This is a genomic window from Empedobacter sedimenti (genome assembly GCF_030005555.1).
GTDB classification, from domain to species: Bacteria; Bacteroidota; Bacteroidia; order Flavobacteriales; family Weeksellaceae; genus Empedobacter; species Empedobacter sedimenti.
In genome coordinates this window covers 115,957-135,479 of the sequence record NZ_JASCQG010000010.1, presented here as the reverse complement: position 1 = coordinate 135,479, position 19,523 = coordinate 115,957, and the positions used below count along the sequence as shown (strand labels likewise).

General features: G+C 31.1%; 17 protein-coding genes. 13 read left to right on the top strand and 4 right to left on the bottom strand.

All coding sequences use genetic code 11. The annotated features are described in order from the left end of the window. Window positions 1-138 precede the first annotated feature (138 nt). The 10 genes from QHG34_RS10850 (at window position 139) to QHG34_RS10805 (ending at window position 9,574) form a co-directional block, all read left to right on the top strand. Complete coding sequence (locus QHG34_RS10850) at window positions 139-1,086, top strand: endonuclease/exonuclease/phosphatase family protein (protein WP_282630214.1); 948 nt, start codon at window positions 139-141, stop codon at window positions 1,084-1,086. 28 nt (window positions 1,087-1,114) lie between these two features. Next, complete coding sequence (locus tag QHG34_RS10845; protein ID WP_282630213.1) at window positions 1,115-1,588, top strand: Lrp/AsnC ligand binding domain-containing protein; 474 nt, start codon at window positions 1,115-1,117, stop codon at window positions 1,586-1,588. Window positions 1,589-1,597: 9 nt separating this feature from the next. Then, on the top strand, window positions 1,598-2,341 hold the full coding sequence (gene deoC / locus QHG34_RS10840) for a deoxyribose-phosphate aldolase (protein ID WP_282630212.1): 744 nt from the start codon (window positions 1,598-1,600) through the stop codon (window positions 2,339-2,341). Between the two features lie 284 nt (window positions 2,342-2,625). After that, window positions 2,626-3,408 (top strand): helix-turn-helix domain-containing protein, encoded by a 783-nt coding sequence (locus QHG34_RS10835; protein ID WP_282630211.1) that lies wholly within the window; start codon window positions 2,626-2,628, stop codon window positions 3,406-3,408. A 169-nt stretch (window positions 3,409-3,577) separates the two neighbouring features. Continuing rightward, window positions 3,578-4,120, top strand: coding sequence for a hypothetical protein (locus QHG34_RS10830; protein ID WP_282630210.1), 543 nt, complete (start codon window positions 3,578-3,580; stop codon window positions 4,118-4,120). 50 nt (window positions 4,121-4,170) lie between these two features. Further along, window positions 4,171-4,974, top strand: a complete 804-nt coding sequence (locus QHG34_RS10825; RefSeq protein ID WP_282630209.1) for a fimbrial biogenesis chaperone — start codon at window positions 4,171-4,173, stop codon at window positions 4,972-4,974. Window positions 4,975-5,011: 37 nt separating this feature from the next. Further along, a complete protein-coding gene (locus QHG34_RS10820; protein WP_282630208.1) occupies window positions 5,012-5,989 on the top strand; it encodes a hypothetical protein in 978 nt (325 codons plus the stop codon). A gap of 42 nt (window positions 5,990-6,031) precedes the next feature. Next, entirely contained in the window at window positions 6,032-7,219 is a 1,188-nt protein-coding gene (locus QHG34_RS10815) for a COG1470 family protein (protein WP_282630207.1), read from the top strand. 24 nt (window positions 7,220-7,243) lie between these two features. Then, window positions 7,244-8,809, top strand: a complete 1,566-nt coding sequence (locus QHG34_RS10810) for a hypothetical protein (protein ID WP_282630206.1) — start codon at window positions 7,244-7,246, stop codon at window positions 8,807-8,809. A 39-nt stretch (window positions 8,810-8,848) separates the two neighbouring features. Beyond that, the gene (locus tag QHG34_RS10805) at window positions 8,849-9,574 is read left to right on the top strand and encodes a DUF4184 family protein (RefSeq protein ID WP_282630205.1); all 726 of its coding nucleotides are present in this window, start codon (window positions 8,849-8,851) and stop codon (window positions 9,572-9,574) included. Here QHG34_RS10805 and QHG34_RS10800 read toward each other — a convergent pair. From QHG34_RS10800 to QHG34_RS10785, 4 genes are all read right to left on the bottom strand, one after another. Continuing rightward, window positions 9,540-10,157 (bottom strand): hypothetical protein, encoded by a 618-nt coding sequence (locus QHG34_RS10800; RefSeq protein WP_282630204.1) that lies wholly within the window; start codon window positions 10,155-10,157, stop codon window positions 9,540-9,542. The genes QHG34_RS10805 and QHG34_RS10800 overlap by 35 nt on opposite strands. A gap of 94 nt (window positions 10,158-10,251) precedes the next feature. Then, entirely contained in the window at window positions 10,252-11,319 is a 1,068-nt protein-coding gene (locus QHG34_RS10795; protein WP_282630203.1) for a diphosphomevalonate/mevalonate 3,5-bisphosphate decarboxylase family protein, read from the bottom strand. Window positions 11,320-11,333: 14 nt separating this feature from the next. Further along, entirely contained in the window at window positions 11,334-12,335 is a 1,002-nt protein-coding gene (locus QHG34_RS10790) for an NAD-dependent epimerase/dehydratase family protein (protein WP_282630202.1), read from the bottom strand. Window positions 12,336-12,341: 6 nt separating this feature from the next. Further along, entirely contained in the window at window positions 12,342-13,244 is a 903-nt protein-coding gene (locus tag QHG34_RS10785; RefSeq protein WP_282630201.1) for a CorA family divalent cation transporter, read from the bottom strand. 161 nt (window positions 13,245-13,405) lie between these two features. Here QHG34_RS10785 and QHG34_RS10780 point away from each other — a divergent pair, with 161 nt between their 5' ends. The 3 genes from QHG34_RS10780 to tyrS all read left to right on the top strand — a co-directional run bounded on the left by QHG34_RS10780 (window position 13,406) and on the right by tyrS (window position 19,492). Continuing rightward, a complete protein-coding gene (locus tag QHG34_RS10780) occupies window positions 13,406-16,534 on the top strand; it encodes a SusC/RagA family TonB-linked outer membrane protein (RefSeq protein ID WP_282630200.1) in 3,129 nt (1,042 codons plus the stop codon). 18 nt (window positions 16,535-16,552) lie between these two features. Further along, window positions 16,553-18,037, top strand: coding sequence for a RagB/SusD family nutrient uptake outer membrane protein (locus QHG34_RS10775; protein WP_282630199.1), 1,485 nt, complete (start codon window positions 16,553-16,555; stop codon window positions 18,035-18,037). 159 nt (window positions 18,038-18,196) lie between these two features. Then, window positions 18,197-19,492 (top strand): tyrosine--tRNA ligase, encoded by a 1,296-nt coding sequence (gene tyrS, locus QHG34_RS10770; protein ID WP_282630198.1) that lies wholly within the window; start codon window positions 18,197-18,199, stop codon window positions 19,490-19,492. Window positions 19,493-19,523: the final 31 nt, after the last annotated feature.

The following is a 19,523-nucleotide window of genomic DNA, read 5'->3' as shown; positions in this document are numbered from 1 at the left end:
AGTTGATAATTTTTGAGTGGTTTTTTTTTCAACTTCGTTGTAGAGTTCGTTTTTAAAAAAAATCTTCATTCTACGTCTTAACAACAAACGTATTTTTATAAACATAGTTTCTTTCTTAATTTTGCAAAAACAATTCTTTTGAAACATAACTTCGCAACAATCGCCTTTTATAATGTCGAAAATTTTTATTCTAAATCTACCGATGAATCTTTTCTTCCGAGTAATTTTATCAAATGGAAGGATACTCGTTACGATACAAAGGTGAATAAAATTGCGTTTTGTATTTCTAAAATCGGAAAATTAGAAACAAATGAATTGCCTTATTTAGTAGGTTTAGCTGAGGTTGAAAATGAAGTGGTTTTACACGATTTGATTCAGAATGATTTTTTGAAAGATGGCGATTATAAAGCACTTTTATACGAATCATTAGACGAACGAAAAATAAATGTTGGATTAATTTATCGTCAAGACTTTTTTGAAGTTTTAGAAAGCGAACCAATTCGATTTGTTTTTAAAGATCAATATGATACAAAATCTTATACACGTGATATTTTGTATGTAAAAGGAAATTTAGTTGGCGAAATTGTTCATCTTTTTATTGTTCATTTACCTTCTAAAATTGATAAAGAAATCAATCAATTAAAGCGTCAACAGATTTTTAAAATCATAAGAAAGCGAGTTAACGATTTATTAACCGAAAATTTTTCGGAAAAAATCATTGTGATGGGTGATTTTAATGATACACCAACAAATTCTGATTTAATAGAAGAGTTAAATACGCGTGCTAAACAAGAAGAGGTAAACAGAAATGAATTGTTTAACCCGATGGTTGGTTTACAATCATATAAAAGAGGTTCATTAATTTTCAAGAAACAATGGATGTTGTTTGATCAACAATTATTTTCAAAATCATTTCTCCAAAATCATTCAAATTTAGAATATGTCAAAACAGCTATTTTTGATGCAGAATTTTTGAAGAATCCAGGAGGAAAATCAGGCGGTTTGCCTTTTAGAACTTTTGTTGGGGGAAAATATTTCGGTGGATATAGTGATCATTTTCCCGTTTATACCATTTTAAAATATTAAATTTGTAGCGGTTTAAATTAGTAAAAGAGTGAGGATTCACGAAAATGGTCAAGTAGAAATTGATGGAATCGATAAAATGATTCTTAATGCTTTTATGGACGATGCAAATTTGCCTGTTTCACAATTAGCCAAAGAGCTAGGAATATCGAATACAGCAGTTCATCAGCGTATCAAAAAACTTGAAAATTCGGGTATAATTTCTGCAACAAAAGTTATCCTAAATCCAAGTGTTTTAGGTTATTCTACTATGTCTTTTGTTGGAGTTTTTATGGATAAACCCTCTTCTTATAAATTAGTTATCACTGCTCTAGAAAAAGTACCAGAAGTTGTAGAAGCTCATTTTACAACAGGAAATTATGGCATTTTTCTTAAGATTTTGTGTCGTGATAATCTTCATTTAATGAATGTTTTGAACAAAAAAATTCAAGAAATAGAAGGTGTTACACGTACAGAAACAATTATTTCGTTAGAGCAACCGATAAATAGACAAATAAAACTTTAATATACAAAGATGAGTATTAATCAATATTTAGACTCGACGTATCTTAAAACGCCTGAACAGGCAGGGATATCTAATTCGGATACATTAGATTTGGTACATCAATTAGCACAGGAGGCAATGGATAATAATATCTATGCTGTAATGATTAGACCTGATTATGTGCGATCTGTTCGTGAGTTATTGAATGAGAAAAAGTCAAATGTAGTTTTAGGAACTGTAATAGGGTTTCATGAAGGTACATATGATTTGAATGAGAAGTTGAGAGAAGCACAACGAGCGATAGCTGATGGTGCGGATGAATTAGATTTTGTAATTAATTTTGAAGCTTTCAAAAAAGGTGAAATCGAAAAAGTTAGAGAAGAAGTTGAAACAGCTACATCTATTGTTTTACGAGAAGGCAAAGTGATAAAGTGGATTATAGAAACGGCAGCTTTAACAGACGAGCAAATTATTACAATTACAGAACTAATAAAAGAAATCGTTTTGACTAAAATTGGAGAAGAGTTTGCCTCAAGAGTTTTTGTAAAATCATCTACTGGATTTTACAAAACTGAAAATGGGGAGCCTAATGGAGCAAATCCGCATGTTATTCAATTAATGTTAGATCACGCAGGAATTTTACCTGTAAAAGCTTCTGGTGGAGTAAAAACAGCCGAAGATGCAGAAAAAATGATTGTATTAGGAGTAAAGAGAATAGGAACTTCTTCTGCTTTAGCAATTGTTAATGGAGAAAAAGCAACAGGAGAATATTAAATTTTACTTTATATAATTAAAAAGCTCCATTTATGGAGCTTTTTTTATGCAGTTGAAAATAATTTTTATTTGAATAATGTTGAGTAGGGTTCAATTATTTTATTATTTTCGCACTCTTCTCTACAAGCTAACTTAAAATATATCAATCATTTTATTAAAAAAAAGTTTAGTAATTTTGTTCTCGAACATTATAATGAAGCGGTAATTTATGATAGTAAAAGATAGTAATGTTTATGAAAGTATAGGTATAGACGCTGGATTGGCAGTTTTTGAATTATGTAATTATGTACATAACAAAGAATGGATTGCCCAATTCTCAAACCGATTTTTATGGAATTATTTGGAGTGGCTCAAAAAAAGTAAGTCATTTTATTAATCATCAGGAAATTTCTGTTCCCAAAAATCACTTCTTATTTATTGCGCCAGGAATTTCACATAAATTTTCTACACAAACAAATGCAGATGCTTATTTTATTGTTTTTAAGCAAGAATTTTATTCAAAATCGATTGAAGACAATCTGAGATTGGAGAATAGTTTATTGTTTTCGCGTGATTTAGTGAATGTTGTGCAAAATAATATTTGTTCGGCTCCATTGTTTGAATCGAGTTATTTAAAATACTTTTTTAGTGATTTTAAAACTGATTTAGATATCAAACTTGCACATAACTTATTGGAAAGAATTGTATTGAATGGTCAAATTGAGATTTTAGACATTAATAATCAATTTATTCAAGACGATTTTGATGTAGAACTGGCTACTAAATTTAAGAAATTACTACAGCAAAATGTAAATGATCATAAACAAGTAGCTTTTTACATTGATCGATTATTTGTAACAAAAAGAAGGTTAGATAAAGCAACGCAAATCGTTTTTAAGAAATCTGCAAAAGAAATGATTGTAGACGAATTGATGAAGAATGCGAAGATTTTACTAGTCAATTCTAAAATGTCAATAAAAGATATTGCGCTAGAACTCAACTTTCTGCAAGAAACCAATTTTACAGCCTTTTTCAAGAAAAATTCAGGTATTTCCCCGACTAAATTCAGACAAAACACTCCGAATTAAATAGTTAGAAATGTCTTTTTTCATCATATTTTGGTATTTTTTAATCTTAGAAGACAAAAAACTACCTCTACATTTGCATCCGCATTTATGAGTACTGCTAACCCTTAAATGTAACTACTACCCGGTTATTTAGCAAATTTTTTATTTAAAACTTTTAACAATTTATAAAATGATGAAAAAAGCAGCGTTTATTTTAACGATTTTGTGTGCGTTAGTATCTGGAGTAGCATTTGGTCAAGCTCAAGCAACTTTAAATGTAAAACTTTACCCTATCCAAACAATTATGATTGGTGGTGAAAATACAGTTAACTTAGAGTATAAAACAAAAGATGACTATTTAAAAGGTGTTACAAGTGATATGAAAGATCATTTAGTAGTTTATAGTACTGGTGGTTTTGCTGTAAAAGTAAAATCTGAGAATGAAGATTTAGTTTACACTAAAGATGCCTTAACTAGCAAAATTGCTGCAAACACTATTAATTTACAAGCTAAATTAGGAACAGATAATAAATTAAATTCATCTACAATGAATAACGTTGTATTATCTAACGAAAACAAAAATTTAATCTCTAGTACAGTTGGTGGTACAGAACTAAAATTTAATGTAGCGTATAACGGTAAAGGGAACAATGACTACGTAAACAAATACTACAACGTAGAAACGCCTAACGTATATACAACTACGGTTACTTATACAATTGAAGCTCAATAATAAATCAATTTTGAAGTAACGTGTAACAACGTTACTTCTCTTTTTTTTCTATGAAAATTCTTCGTTTTTTAATTCTACTTATTTCCTTTGGTTTTTTAGGAAATAAAGCACAAGCTCAATCCGGAGTTTCTGTAAGTCCACCTAGGACTTATTTTAGTTTAAACCCAGGTGAAGAAGATCGTAAAAAGATTTTAGTTACAAATGTTAGCGAAACAAATACATTAGAGTTAGCGATTTCTTTTAATGATTGGAAGTATGATGAATTAGGAACTAACATAGTAACTGATCCTAATACAAGTTCTACAAGTTGTGCAAATTGGATAACGATTGTTTCAGGAAATACGTTTACACTTCAGCCAAAAGAATCAAAAGAAATTGAGGTTTTGATGCAGGTTCCAGCAACTATTTCTGCAGATGATGTACATACAGCTATGATGTACATTACGCAAACAAATCCTGTAGCGGGGCAGAACAAAAGTGGAGAGAATATTAAAATATCGATCAGAACAGGCGTTAAAATCTATCAGCGTCTTAATATTGGTCGTGAAGTAAATGTAGAGTTTACCAATTTTGTGTTTGATAAACCTAAAAACAAGTTGGTTCTAAATCTGCATAATGACGGAAATATTTGGAGCGAAGGAACGATAAAAAGCGAGATCATTAATCAAGAAAATGGAAAACAAATTGCTTTACAAGATGCGGTTTTTTATAGTTTACCAAATGATAAAAGAATCGTTAATATTGCTTTGCCTCAAAATCTTGAAAAAGGAACATATATTGCAACTTCTACATTAAGTTTGGGTGAAAATGATCAGATTAAAATTGCTGAATTAAGCTTTTCTAATGATAAATAACAAATACATATCTACTTTTTTGATGTCATTTTTTTTGATGATATCGTGTTTCGTTTCTGCTCAGTTTACGCTAAACGCGCATAACAATGGATGGATACAAGTGAACGGAAGTAATGGTGTAGTTGTAAAAAATGTGGTTGTACTTCAATTGCAAATGAATGGACCTCTCAATTTTTCTAACTGGTCTATTGTAGGGCGAGTTGTTTCGCCAATTATAAATTCGCAGAAGAAAGAATTTCCAGTTAATAAACTAAAATTACAATTCAATAATTATACTACAGAGCAATATTATGCTGAGAATTACCCTACAGTAAATCAAATAGGATTGATTCAGAATAATATTGTGATGAATTATTCGCCAGTTTATTTTGTGCGAAATTCACCTTTAACAATTCAGCCTCCAGTTGGTCGTTACGGTAGTATCAAACTAAATTATGATATTGTAATAGACGGAGGTAAGTATTTGAATTCATTAAAATCGTGGAATAATTATCCTATTCAGTTAGAATTTTCGTTACTAAACGAATATGGCAAAGTAATGAGCACAAGTTACTTTTCTATTGATATGCAGATTAGTCCAAATGGAAGTTTTGAACCTACACCAACGGTTTCTATAACAGTGGACGGATCAGCAACTAACGGCGAGCTAGTATTTAATACAATGCAAGATTATAAAAATGGCGTACGAAAAGAATATCAAAATGGTTTAATTGTTAGTTCTGATACACCTTACGATATTCAAGTTACCTCATTAAGTCAAAACTTGCAATCTTCTACTTCGGGTAATTTAGATATTGGTTCGGTGAAAGTTCAGTTAAAGGATACCGAAACAAATAAACTTTCATCAGAGATTAAACTGGCAAATTATAACCAATCGTTGATAATAAATTCAACAAAAACTGATTCAAAAAAATACACTATTATCTATTCTACAACTCCGTCTGATAGTAAGATTTTGAACAGTAAACCAGGTAATTACGCTGCAACACTATTGTACACGATTACACCTTTGTAAATTATAATGCACTTATTTTATTCACATTTTCGAAGCATCTTTTTGATTCTGCTTTTCATAATTAGCGGACAAAATTTATATGCACAAAATGGAGTAAATGGTTTGATTTTTAAAACGACAAGTGACATAAAAATTGAAGATGATAATGTATTTACCGTTATCATGCAGTTAGAAAATACAACAAATGATACAATTGACGCAAGGTTAAAACTGAAGTTGCCCGCTTCAATTCGATCATATTCTCAAGATAATTTACAGATTAAGATCAACCCGAATAAAAAAGCATTTATCCCACTTAAATTTTCGGTGAATAAAGCGCAAATCGCAGGTCAAGTCCCACTTGAATTTAAGATAATTGATTTTAAATCAAAACGAGAAATGGCAAATTCTGTTTCGAAAGTTTACATCGAATCGAAAAAGAATTTGAAAATTTTTCCAGTTCAAACCAATATCTTTTATCGACAAGAAGGCGATTCTATTCATTACGAACTGAAAGTAGTGAATATGGGAAATATGCCTGAAAAAATCTTGATTACAAATGTTTTTCCAGATTTTAGAGGAAATTTTGTGTCAGAAAGTAAACGAATTGAAATATTAGCATTTCAGGAAAAAAATATTCGTTTTTCTAAATATGTAGATCGCGAAATGATGAAAACAGAAGCTTTTCAAGCGAATGTTTCAGCTTTTTATGACAACGGAAATTTTGCTGGGAATGTATTTTTTACAATTCAGAACGCAAGTTCTAATCGTGTTTATGTAGATCCGACGATGATGAACCAAAATTGGACTAATTTTTCGTCTAATTATGTTCGGTTAACTGTTCGTGATGCTGGTTCTCGTAATACAAATTTCAATTTGATGGCGCATCATGATTTTTCTGTCGGGCTAAATGAGTATGCGTATAATATTAATGGAACGACATGGCAACACGATCAGAATTCGGTTTTAACAGACTCTTGGATAAAGTATCAGAGGAATAATAAAGGAATTTTAGTTGGTTCTATTAACAATAACGACTATGATATTCCAATCAATGGTAGGGGAATTGTTTTGTTTAATAATTATGATAAAAATGACAATAGAATTGTAGTAGGAACAGCAGAAAAAAACTATAATTTGTTGGATAATTTTACGCGAAATAATCTAAAGAATTCTTACACCACTTTTGCTAATACACGTTTTTTGATCAACGGAGATAATGAGTTAGAATCGACAGCGCTTTTTGACTAAAGTTATTCGACAACTAATTTTATTTTGACCAATGGTTATCGTTGGATAACAAAAAACAAATGGAATCATTCAATCAAATTTGGTTATGGATTTTCTAAGTTTAAAGAAACAGATAAAGTAGAGAATTCGTTTTCTGCTTCAGCAAATGTATCAGGAAGTCTTGGGAAATATGATTTTTATAGTACAAATTATTTTAGCTCTGGTTATTATCCGGGAACGCGAAAAGGTGCATTATATCTAAATCAGCGTTTGCAACGATCATTCAAAAAGTTTTCGTTGTGGACATCTTTTACGCTCACAAATAATAATCCTAAATCAATTGACCCATACTTGACGAATTATGTTAATTCGAATGAGTCAAAAGCTTTGAGAGCAGAAACCGGGATTTCGTTCAAAATTGCGAAGCAGTTTAATGTTTCGATCACACCAAAAATTAACATCGAGCAATCGAGTATTTTAGATGTTAATTCGTTCACATATTTACCTGTAGATTTTAGATCGAGTTATGTAAACGGATCATTTTCGTGGTTGTCAAATTCTCGTAGTCATCAAGTTGTTTTCAATGCGCTTGGAGGTTTTTCAACATTTAATAAAGAGAAAGATGCAGAACCAATTGTATTAGGGCAATTAACGTGGAATTATAAAAATTTTCAGATCAATTCAACTTATCAAAGAGGAAGTTTGATGATTGCAGAAGTTTATTCAACTAACAATCAAAATTATCAAATTGAACGATTTAATACTTCGGCAAGTTATCGTCAAAGTTTTTTTAATAAAAAAGTCAATACAGCATTTAGTGGTTATTATAGTATCGATAAAAATTTTGGAAACACTTTTACAGTTGGTACATCTGTAGATTATCAACCAATAGACAATTTTATCGTAAATGCGCAAGTAAACCATAGTCAATATAATGCAAGTGCAATGTATACAAAACAGACTTTTTTACAGTTTGGTGTTCAGTATAATTTGCCAGCAAAACAAGCAGTGACAGATGTAAAATCAGGTACGTTGAATTTACTTGTTTATTATGATTATAATACAAATGGTGTTTTTGATGAGGGTGATAAAGTGGCTGATAATCGTGTTGTAACGATTAATGAAACTAATTTTATTACTGATCTTGAAGGAAATATTGTTTACAAAAAAGTTCCGTTTGGTGATTATTTAATCAAATTACCTGGTAAAAAATGGTTTGCTCAGGATTATAAAGTTTCAATAAATTCAAAGAATACAACCTTAGCAATACCAATGCAATTAACTGGTGTTGTTCGTGGAAAAATTGAGTACGAATCTATTTCAAAGTTAGAATATCAAGTGTCTGCGAATTTGTTTGGATTTACGTTGATTTTTACCAACGAAAATGGCCAAACATTTTCTGTAAAAACAAACGATAGGGGAGAATATACAGCTTTTTTACCTGTTGGGAATTATACGTTTTATATTGCTGAAAGTAGTTTGCCTGAACACGTTTTTGCGAAAACTTATCTGAATAAAGTTACTATACAAAAAGAGCAAAATATAGAATACGAGACACTTATTTTGAAGATTAAAGAACGAAAAGTTAACATCAAACGTTTTGGTAGTTAATCATTTTTTTGATTTACTTTGTATTAAAGTAAAACCTAAATGCCACTAACTTTTTGCCATCCAGCAATTGTTCTTCCTCTAAAAAAGCTAAAATCGAATTGGTTTTCGATGACAGGATTAATTATTGGTTCGATGTCGCCAGATTTAGAATATTTCTCACGAATGGAAATTATAGCGACGCACAGCCATCTATTTTGGGGCGTTTTGTATTTCGATTTGCCTATTGCGCTGATTTATTGTTTCGTTTTTCACTTATTTATCCGAAACATTTTAATCAATCATCTACCAAATTCTTTAAAAGAACGATTTTCTCAATTCCTAACTTTTGATTGGATTGATTATTTCAAAAAACATTGGATAATTATGATTCTTTCAATAATAATAGGAGCTTATTCGCATCTTTTTTGGGATGCTTTTACGCACGAATGGGGATATTTTGTGAAATTAATTCCAGCTTTACAAGAAGTTTGGTTTTCAAAACCAATAGAAGTAAAAGGATATAAATTTCTACAACATTTTAGCACATTTATCGGTGCAATTTTTATTGCTTTTTGGATTTATAGAATGCCAAAACAAACCCTTCCAAGAACTAAATTTGATTACATTTTTTGGTTACAAATAATCTTACTCACAACAATTATTTCAACGTTAAGATTTGTTTTCTTTCCGATTGAAATTGCATTAGGGAACCTAATTGTTGTTATCGGAATGAGTGGATTTATTAGTTTAGTTATTTTGGGTTTGATGAAGAAACAATTTCTTTAAGTTGTTTAGTTAATTCTTTGGTTGAAAATTCTCCAAAGTAACTTCTGTATTTATTATTGTACAAAATCACAAAACTTGAACATGGATAGTGGTCTACAAAAAAAGTTTTCTCAACTATTCGATTAGGATCTTTGTACCAAATTAAATAATCTAATGTTTTAATTCCTTTTTTATCTTTATAAATGTTAATAAAGTTAGTTGTCGTAACTTTATTTGCTTCAGTTTCGTTGTATAATTGTACGCTTGCTAAATCTTTTGCAGAACTAGACGTCGAATTACACGCGTCTTTTCCTGGATAAAATTCTATTATTGTTGGATGTTTAGTATTGATTTCGATTCCTAGTTGTTTTTCAAGTTCTGTAATAAACTCAATCGTGTTTATTTCTCCAGAAGCAGAACGAGTTGGAATAACTTTCGAAATTTGTAAAGAATCGTTATAGACTTTTAATTGATCATCTTTTCGTCCTATTTTTTTATATTCTTTTTCTGTTATTTTGTTTCCTTTGACATCAAAATATTGCATTTGCGCATTTGTATAGAAACCAAGTAGAAAAGTAAAAAGGATTAAAATTTTCGAGTACATAGTATTGTTAATTAACTCTTTCTAAGATATTAATTATTTTTTATAAAGAAAAAAAGGTCATCAAATTATTGACAACCTTTTATTTTAGAAGTGATTAAAAACTCACTTTATCTTTTATGTAATTTCCGTTTTGACAGAATTGTTTCAATTCATTTTCGATGAAGATTTCAATAGCTTCCATATCTTGTGCAGGATACAATAAATGTACATTTGCACCAGCATCTAATGTGAAATACAAATGATTTCCTGTTTCATGACGGAATTCCCACAATTTTTCTAAAGCAGCAACTGTATTTGGTTTCATCAAAATAAATGCAGGATTCGACATCATCATCATCGCGTGTAATGTCAACGCTTCGTGTTCTACCAATTCTCCAAAAGCTTTGATATCGCCAGATTTTAAAATAGGTAATAAGGCTTTTAAATTTTTGTTTGCTTCCACAAAACGACGTTCAGCATACGGATGTCCGTTCATCAAATTGTGACCAACAGTAGAAGAAACCGATTTTTGACCTTCGTGAATCAATAAAATGGTATCGTGAAAAGTTTTGAAAACATCATGAATTTCAGTATCAGGATATTTTGTTCCAAATAAATCTGAACTTCCTTCAATAAAATCATTTTCTCCCCATTCTACCAAACCTTTGTAAACCGAACGGCAAGCACTTCCTGAACCTAAACGAGCCAAGAAAGAAGCTTTTTTCAAGGCATCTTCTTCTGATAAATTAGATCCTAAAATATTCTCAATTTGAACTAAACATAGCGCCATTGCTGACATTCCAGAAGCTGAAGATGCAATTCCAGAGCTGTGAGGAAAAGAATTGTGTGTATGAACTTCAAATTTGAATTGATTCAGAAATGGAATATAAGCTGTAATTCTTTCGAAAAAAGTAATGATTTTTGGAGCAAAACTTTCTTTCAATTCACCTTCCAAATAAACTTCAACTTCGAAAGTATCCGACGTTTTTGGCGAAAATTTTAATTCAGTTTCTGTGTAGCTATTCGTTAATGTGTAGCTGATAGAGCTATTGGTTGGAATTTGATTTTTCTTTTTTCCCCAATATTTTACCAACGCAATATTTGATGGACTTTTAGCAGAAACGCTTCCTGATTTTAATTCCGAAGCAGTTATTGAAAGTGTTGAAATGAATTGTTGTTCCATAAAACAAAAGTAAACTATTTTGTAGAATTCAGCTTTTGAAAGCGTTTATAATGATAATCAATTGCTTCTTTGATTGGAATAAATTCGTATTGAAGCAAATTTTTAACTTTAGAATTGTCGTATTTGGTATAAGTTGTCAACGAATAATAATTTGCTTTCGTCATGTATTTTCCACCAAAAATTCGACTAAAAATAGATAGATTTTTAATGATTTTCAAGGTTGTATTCGAAACATTTTTTACTGAACGTTTGCTGTTAATCGAAACAAAATCAAAAACTTCTCGGTAAGTTTTATTTTCAGAAATCACCACAAATTTTTGATTGTAAACTTGTTGATTAATTAATTCTAAAAAAATCTTCACCACATCACGAACATCAATAAATCCTGTTCCGCCCGAAGGAGCATAGTCGCTTTTTGACGAATTTTGTTGAAACAAACTTTCGCTCGCACGTTTTGTATCTAAAGTTCCAATGATTACACCAGGATTAATAATAATGACATTAATTCCTTCTTGTGAAGCGCGCCAAACTTCCATTTCCGCTCTAAATTTTGAGATTGAATATGAAGAATGTGTCAAACTATTGTTCCAACCAGAACGTTCGTCAATCATTTTTGTAGCAGGATTTAAATCGTCCATCGAAGCAATAGAACTGATGAAGAAAAGTTCTTTAACGCCAGAATCAATCGCTTCATTTACCAAAGCTTCTGTTCCTAAAATATTTGTGTTGAAAATTTCTTCTTCTTGACGCTCATCAAACGAGACAAAAGCCGCAGCGTGATAAATTGTATCGATTCCGCTTAATAAATTCGGAAGTTCTGTTACATCCAACAAATCTCCATCAATCCAATGAATAAATTGATAAAATTGCGCAGCATTTTGTTCTGCAAAGAAATTTTGAATGGTTTTTGTATTCGATGTTTTTCGTTTTAAAGCACGAATAGGTTGTTGCTTTTTTGCTAATTCTACCAACAAATGCGCGCCAACCAAACCTGTTCCTCCCGTTACGAAAATCATACTGAATTATAAATATCTTTTTTTCTTGAACCAAAAGTAAATAAAAATTACCACTAATAACATGACAAGTAAACAAATTGGATAGCCTAATTTGTAATTTAACTCGGGCATGAAATCGAAATTCATTCCATAAATTCCAGCGATAAAAGTTAAGGGTAAGAAAAACGCAGAGAAAACAGTAAGTGTTTGCATGATTTCGTTTGATTTTTGTCCATTTAATGAAAGGTAAATGGTTAATAAACTTTGTACATCATCTACAATTTGCGAATGCAAATGCAACATTTTTACGTTTTCTTCGTACAAATCCTGGGAAGAACTTGTCTTTTTGTTATCTGCACGATATTCTTTCAGTGCTTCTAACATATAATCTAGTATTTTTTTGCAAGCAGTTGCTTCTCTTTTAATTTTATATAAAGTAGGAAGTTTAATTTTTCTGAAATCGTCTGTAAAAATCAAATGTTCTAGTTGGTTAACTTCTTCATCCATTTGATATGCAGGATCTTCGTATGTTTTGATGGTTTCTGAAATAATACGATACAAAATTCCTTTACATGTTACTTTTGATGGATCTAGAGTTGAAAGATATTTTTGTTGAATTTTTTCAAAAATATCTGTTTCCTTTTGATGAACAGTTATTATAAAATCTGGACCAAAATAAATACTGATTTTATGACTAAATTCGCGTACAGTATTTTTTAACATTCTGTGCTCTTTGTCAAAGAATCGAATTAGCAAAAAAGAAATATTTGAATCATCTGATTCATATTTTGGCAAATGTCCAGGCTCTAAACTGTCCTCTATTGTTAGTTTTTGAAAACAATATTGGGAAGCAATTTCATTCAATTCAATCTTTGTAGGATTCTGTAAGTTAATCCATTTGAGCTTCTTATTGTCGAATAATATTTGCATGGGTAGATGAAAAAAATCAATTATTTTTTGTAAATATTAAAAAATTTTCAAAAAAAACCCAAAAAAATGAAGAGTTTTCTATTTTATGTTAATTTATCAAAAAAAATATGAAAAAGTGTTAATTTAATATTATCATTGCACTATAAAATAATGAGATACTAATGAGAAAAAAATTAACTTCTTTAAGCTTGTTAGCTTTTCTTGGTCTTAGCGCAATTGCTTTTGGTCAAGTAAAAGGAACAGTAAATGACGTGAACGGATTTGCTAGTGCAGATGCTGAGGTTACTGTAAAAGGAACGAGTAAGGTTGCTTATACAGATGAGAATGGTAACTTTGATATTGATGCTAAAATTGGTGATACATTAATTATTGATGGAAAGGAATATATCGTTTCTAAAAATGATTTAGGTGTTTTAAAACCAGATAAATCCGAAATTGTTGACTTAGGAGAAACAGTTGTAACTGCTTTTGGTGTACAAAAGAAAGAAACAGTAGTAGGTGCAGTTGGTACAATTAAAGCAGAAGATATAGAAAATAGACCTATATCGAATGTTGCTAAAGTATTAGATGGAACTGTATCTGGAGTTCAAGTTTCTACAGGATCTGGACAACCAGGATCTGGATTAAGCGTTCAAATTCGTGGAGTAAGTTCTTATTCATTGTCTTCAACACCTTTATATGTTGTTGATGGTGCTGTTTTTACAGGTAGTTTACAAGATTTGAATCCTAATGATATTGAGTCGTTAACAGTATTAAAAGATGCTGCTTCTACATCATTATATGGCTCTTCTGCATCGAATGGAGTTGTAATGATTACTTCTAAGAAAGGAAAAAAAGGGAAACCAGCTTTTAGATTTTCTTCTAATACAGGGGTAGTTACGAGAGCAATTCCTGAGTACTCAAGAATTGGTGCTGGAGATTATTACGTTACAGCTTGGGAAGCAATGCGCAATGGTTATTTAGCTACAACAGCAAATGCAACTTTAGCTCAAGCAAATGCTTATGCATCTGGAGCTTTGATTAAAGATAATTTAAAGAATAATATCTATGGTGTTGCAAATGATAAAGTTGTTGTTGATGGAGTATTAACAAATTCTCCAATGTTGTACAATGACTTTAATTGGCAAGATTATATTAAGAGAGTTGGTACTTTCCAGAAATATGATGTTGATTATTCAGGAGCTTCAGATAACACAAGTTACTACGCTGGTTTTGGATATTCTAAAGAAACAGGGTATGTGATAAAATCTGATTTTGAACGTTATACAGCAAAAGCTAATATAGATACTCAAGTGACTGATTGGTTAAAGTTAGGAACAAATTTATCTGGAACTTTAGTTAAATCAACTTTAGCAGATGACAGTGGAGGATCTTCTTATATCAATCCGTTCTGGTTTTCTCGCGCAATGGGGCCAATTTATTCGCCATTTTTATACGATGCTAAAGGGCAACGTGTTTATGATTCAGAAGGAAATCCAGTATACGATGGTAACTCTACAAGAGGTAGAGGGGCTTCTGCAAGTGCTGGACGAAATGTATTACAAGAAACTTTATTAAATAATAATAAACAAGATACGAATGCAATTAACTCAAGATTTTTTGCAGAGTTTAAAATTATTCAAGGTTTAACATTTACAACTTCTCTTAGTTATGATGTAAGAAATTATTCTTTCAAAGAGTATGGTAATAAAGTAATTGGAGATGCATCAGGTACTGCTGCTTTAACTTTAACTACATATAAGTACACAGGTATTACTTGGGATAAAATCTTAAATTATAAAAAATCTATTGGTAGCCATAACTTTGATGCCATTTTAGGACATCAATCATTTGATAGAACAGTTGATTACGGATATTTAAGAAAAATTGGTGAGACAGTTTCAGGAATTTATGAAATGTCGAACTTCTTAACACCAACATCTTCTTTAGGTTACAATTATGTTATTAGAAAAGAAGGATATTTTGCACGTTTAAACTATGATTTTGCAAATAAATATCTTTTATCAGCCTCTTTACGTATTGATAAGTCGTCGAGATTCTCTGATCAAAATTATCAAGGAACTTTCTGGTCAGTTGGTGCGGGATGGAATATTCATAAAGAAGCTTTCTTAGCTAATTCTCAATTTGTTAATGAGTTGAAGTTAAGAGGGTCTTATGGTCAAGTTGGTAATGATGGAGGTATTGGTGCTGAACCTGGATATCAAGTAGATTTAGATTTATACTCTTTAGGATACAATAATGGAGGTGAGTCAGGAGTATATTTAGGTCAAGTAGGTAACCCTAATTTAACTTGGGAGTCTAAAAATTCATTTGATATAGGAGTTGACTTCTCATTATTGAAAAGAAGAATTTCTGGTTCGATAGAATATTATCTTCAAGATATTTCTGATATGATTTTTGCTGAGCCAGTGCCAAACTCTGCAGGTGTACCAGGTAACTCTATTTACAGGAATATTGGTAAAATGCGTAACAATGGATTAGAACTTTCGTTAAATATTGGTATAGTTCGTAATGATAAATTCTCTTGGGATTTAGGACTTGTTGCTGCATCTAATAAGAATGAAATGATCAAAATGCCAAAAGGTAAAGATGACGCAATTATTAGTGGAACTAAAAGAATTGCAGAAGGAAGATCTTTATATGATTTTTGGTTACGCCAATGGTACGGTGTAGATCCTGCTGATGGAGCTGGATTATTTATTCAAGATCCAACAAAAGGAAGTGACGGTAATTCAAGAACAGTTAATGGAGTATTAATGACAACTAACCATAATAATGCATTATATGCATATTCAGGGTCATCTATTCCAGATGTATTTGGTAGTATATCAAATACATTCAAGTACGGAAATTTTGATTTGAATGTAATGTTAAACTATCAGTTAGGTGGAAAAACATATGACTCAAACTATGCTTCTTTAATGAATGGATATGCTCAGGGGCAATCACAACATGTTGATATGTTAGGAGCTTGGAAAAAAGCTGGAGATATTACAAATGTTCCGATTTTAAGTACAAGTAATTACACTAGTGTTGGTGCACAATCTTCAAGATTTTTAGTAAAATCAGACTATTTAAGTATTAAATCAGCTCAAATAGGCTATAATTTTGATAAAAAATTGTTAGATACAGTAGGGTTAAGAAACTTTAGAGTTTATGTTGCAGGAGAGAATTTATATGCTTGGACTGCTAAGAAAGGTTTAGAGCCGTCTCAATCTTTCTCTGGTACAACAACATACCGTTATACACCATCAAGAACTGTTAGTTTAGGGGTTAATGTATCATTCTAATCGAAATTTTTAAAAAAAATGAAAAAATTTAAAATATTAATATCAGCTTTAGTTGTATCATCTTTGTTCTTTACTTCATGTAATGATGATTTCTTAGATACAACACCTACATCTTCAGTAGGAGATAAAACAATTTATTCAACTGCCGACAATTTAATGGCTGCAGTTAACGGGATGCATAGAAATATGTATGTTAGACAAAATTCATCTCAGGGTAACAATGGTTACACAGCTCAATTAATTATTTCTGATGTAATGGGAGAAGATGTTGTTTTTCCTTCTGTTGGTAATGGGTGGTTTAGAGATGAAATTAGATGGATTACTCAAGTAAATACTAACGCAGGTACTGCATCTTATCCTTGGACATTTTGGTATGCTATGGTAAAAAATGCAAACAATATCATTACATACGGACCAGCAGCAACAGGAGATCCTGTACTTAGAGATAAAGCGATTGGTGAAGCGTATGCGTATAAAGCATTTGCATATTTCCAAATAGTTCAAACTTACGGAAAAAGATATGTTGCAGGTGATGCTAACGCAAATGATGGTATTGTTTTAAGAGATGACCCAACTGAAGTAACTCCAAAAGAGAGAGCAACAGTAGCAAAAACATATGAAGAGATTTGGGCTAACCTTAATAAAGCTGAAGCTTTATTAACAGGTAAAACAGCAGCAAATAAATCGCATTTCTCTTTAGCAAATGTAAAAGGAATTAAAGCGCGTGTAGCTTTAGTTCAACAAGACTATGCTAAAGCAGCACAATTTGCGAAAGAAGCAAGAGGAACTTTAACTTTAATGTCTCAAGCACAATATAAAGCTGGATTTAATGATTACTCTAATCCTGAATGGATGTGGGGTGTTAAGATTATTTCTGATCAGACAGATTATTTTGGAAACTTCCATGCTTATATGTCAAGAAACTATAACTCTACACAGATTAGAACTGCTCCGAAAGTAATGAATACTAAATTGTATAATGCTTTTCCATCAACAGATGTACGTGTACAAGTTGTTGATCCAACTGGAAAACACACTGCTTTAGGACTTCCTTCTAGTTACTCATTATTTCCATATACTTCTCAGAAGTTTTTATCTGAAAGCACGTCTTCTTCTTTAGGGGATGTACCATTTATGAGAGTTGCTGAGATGTATTTAATTGAGGCAGAAGCTTTGTATAAACTAGGACAAGAAGCAAATTCTAAAACAGTATTAACAACTTTAGTTAAAGCGAGAGATACATCATTCACTAACTTTACAACAACTGGAGATGCATATTATCAACAGATTTTGTTAAACAGACGTTTAGAATTATGGGGTGAAGGATTTAGATTTTTTGATTTAAAACGTTTAGGTCAGAAATTAGATCGTACAGGAGCTAATCACAATACAACTGTGATTAACAATGTTTACACTATTGAAGCTTCTGATTTAAGATGGCAATGGGTTATTCCACAGGCAGAGATTAACTCTAATCCATTGATTAAACAAAACCCTTCATAACATTTTAATATAATTTTATCCTCATATAATTATATAGCCAAGTCAAGGTTTTCCTTAAGGAAAACCTTGACTTTTTATTTTAAACACTATTATTATCAATCTAAAAATCATAACTTTGCAACTCGTAAAAATTTGATAAAAAAATATATTTTAAATACTATGAATCCATTAATTGAAGAATTGACTTGGAGAGGACTGGTTCACAATATTATGCCAGGAACAGAAGAACAACTAAATAAAGAAATGACTTCTGGTTATGTAGGTTTCGATCCTACAGCAGATTCTCTTCACGTAGGAAGTTTAGTTCCTATATTCTTATTGGTTCATTTACAACGTCACGGACATCGTCCAATCGCTTTAGTTGGTGGAGCAACAGGTTTTATCGGAGATCCAACCGGTAAAGCAGCTGAGAGAAGTTTGTTAGACGAAGAAACATTAAACAAATATGTTGCTGGTATTAAAGCGCAATTAGCTCGTTTCTTAGATTTTGATACAAACAATGGTAATTCAGCTTTATTGGTGAATAACTATGATTGGATGAAAGATTTTTCATTCATCGATTTTGCGCGTAATGTCGGAAAACACATTACAGTAAATTATATGATGGCGAAAGATTCTGTAAAATCAAGACTTTCTTCTGAATCAAATGTCGGAATGTCTTTCACAGAATTTACATATCAATTGATTCAAGGATACGATTACTTGCATTTGTACAAAGAATTAGGTGCAAAATTGCAAATGGGAGGTTCTGATCAATGGGGAAATATCACAACAGGAACAGAATTAATTCGTCGTACAGTACAAGGAGAAGCTTTTGCTTTTACTTGCCCATTAACGACTAAGGCTGACGGAACTAAATTTGGAAAATCAGAAGGTGGCGAAAATATTTGGTTAGATAAAAACCGTACTTCTTCTTATAAATTTTATCAATTTTGGTTAAATCAAGCGGATGCGGATGCAGAACGTTACATCAAAATTTATACATTCTTAGAAAAAGAAGCGATTGATGATTTAATCGAGCGTCACCGTCAAGAGCCACATTTACGAGAATTACAACGCAAATTAGCAACTGAGATTACAATTTTAGTTCATGGTGTTGATGAATTACGTAAAGCAGAAAAAGCATCTCAAGTATTATTCGGAAAATCAACCTCAGAAGATTTAAAAGAATTAGACGGAGATACCTTCTTATCAGTTTTTGAAGGTGTGCCACAAGCTACAGTTGCAAAAGCAGATATTGAAGCTGGTTTAGATATTGTTTCATCTTTAGCAGATAAAACAGGATTCTTAAAATCAAATTCGGAAGCACGTCGCGAATTGAAAGCGAATTCTATTTCTGTAAACAAAGAAAAAATTGGTGAAGATTTTGTTTTAACAGCAGAAAATTTAATTGCTGATAAATATGTTTTATTACAAAAAGGGAAAAAGAATTATTTTATCTTAATTGTAGAATAATCCAAAATATAGCATAAAAAATGCCTTCGTA

Bases quoted from the DNA above. Each gene is read 5' to 3' on its own strand.
- deoC (WP_282630212.1), top strand. From the start codon at position 1,598: ATGAGTATTAATCAATATTTAGACTCGACGTATCTTAAAACGCCTGAA.
- QHG34_RS10835 (WP_282630211.1), top strand. From the start codon at position 2,626: ATGTACATAACAAAGAATGGATTGCCCAATTCTCAAACCGATTTTTAT.
- QHG34_RS10830 (WP_282630210.1), top strand. From the start codon at position 3,578: ATGATGAAAAAAGCAGCGTTTATTTTAACGATTTTGTGTGCGTTAGTA.
- QHG34_RS10825 (WP_282630209.1), top strand. From the start codon at position 4,171: ATGAAAATTCTTCGTTTTTTAATTCTACTTATTTCCTTTGGTTTTTTA.
- QHG34_RS10820 (WP_282630208.1), top strand. From the start codon at position 5,012: ATGATATCGTGTTTCGTTTCTGCTCAGTTTACGCTAAACGCGCATAAC.
- QHG34_RS10805 (WP_282630205.1), top strand. From the start codon at position 8,849: ATGCCACTAACTTTTTGCCATCCAGCAATTGTTCTTCCTCTAAAAAAG.
- QHG34_RS10800 (WP_282630204.1), bottom strand. From the start codon at position 10,157: ATGTACTCGAAAATTTTAATCCTTTTTACTTTTCTACTTGGTTTCTAT.
- QHG34_RS10795 (WP_282630203.1), bottom strand. From the start codon at position 11,319: ATGGAACAACAATTCATTTCAACACTTTCAATAACTGCTTCGGAATTA.
- QHG34_RS10790 (WP_282630202.1), bottom strand. From the start codon at position 12,335: ATGATTTTCGTAACGGGAGGAACAGGTTTGGTTGGCGCGCATTTGTTG.
- QHG34_RS10785 (WP_282630201.1), bottom strand. From the start codon at position 13,244: ATGCAAATATTATTCGACAATAAGAAGCTCAAATGGATTAACTTACAG.
- QHG34_RS10780 (WP_282630200.1), top strand. From the start codon at position 13,406: ATGAGAAAAAAATTAACTTCTTTAAGCTTGTTAGCTTTTCTTGGTCTT.
- QHG34_RS10775 (WP_282630199.1), top strand. From the start codon at position 16,553: ATGAAAAAATTTAAAATATTAATATCAGCTTTAGTTGTATCATCTTTG.
- tyrS (WP_282630198.1), top strand. From the start codon at position 18,197: ATGAATCCATTAATTGAAGAATTGACTTGGAGAGGACTGGTTCACAAT.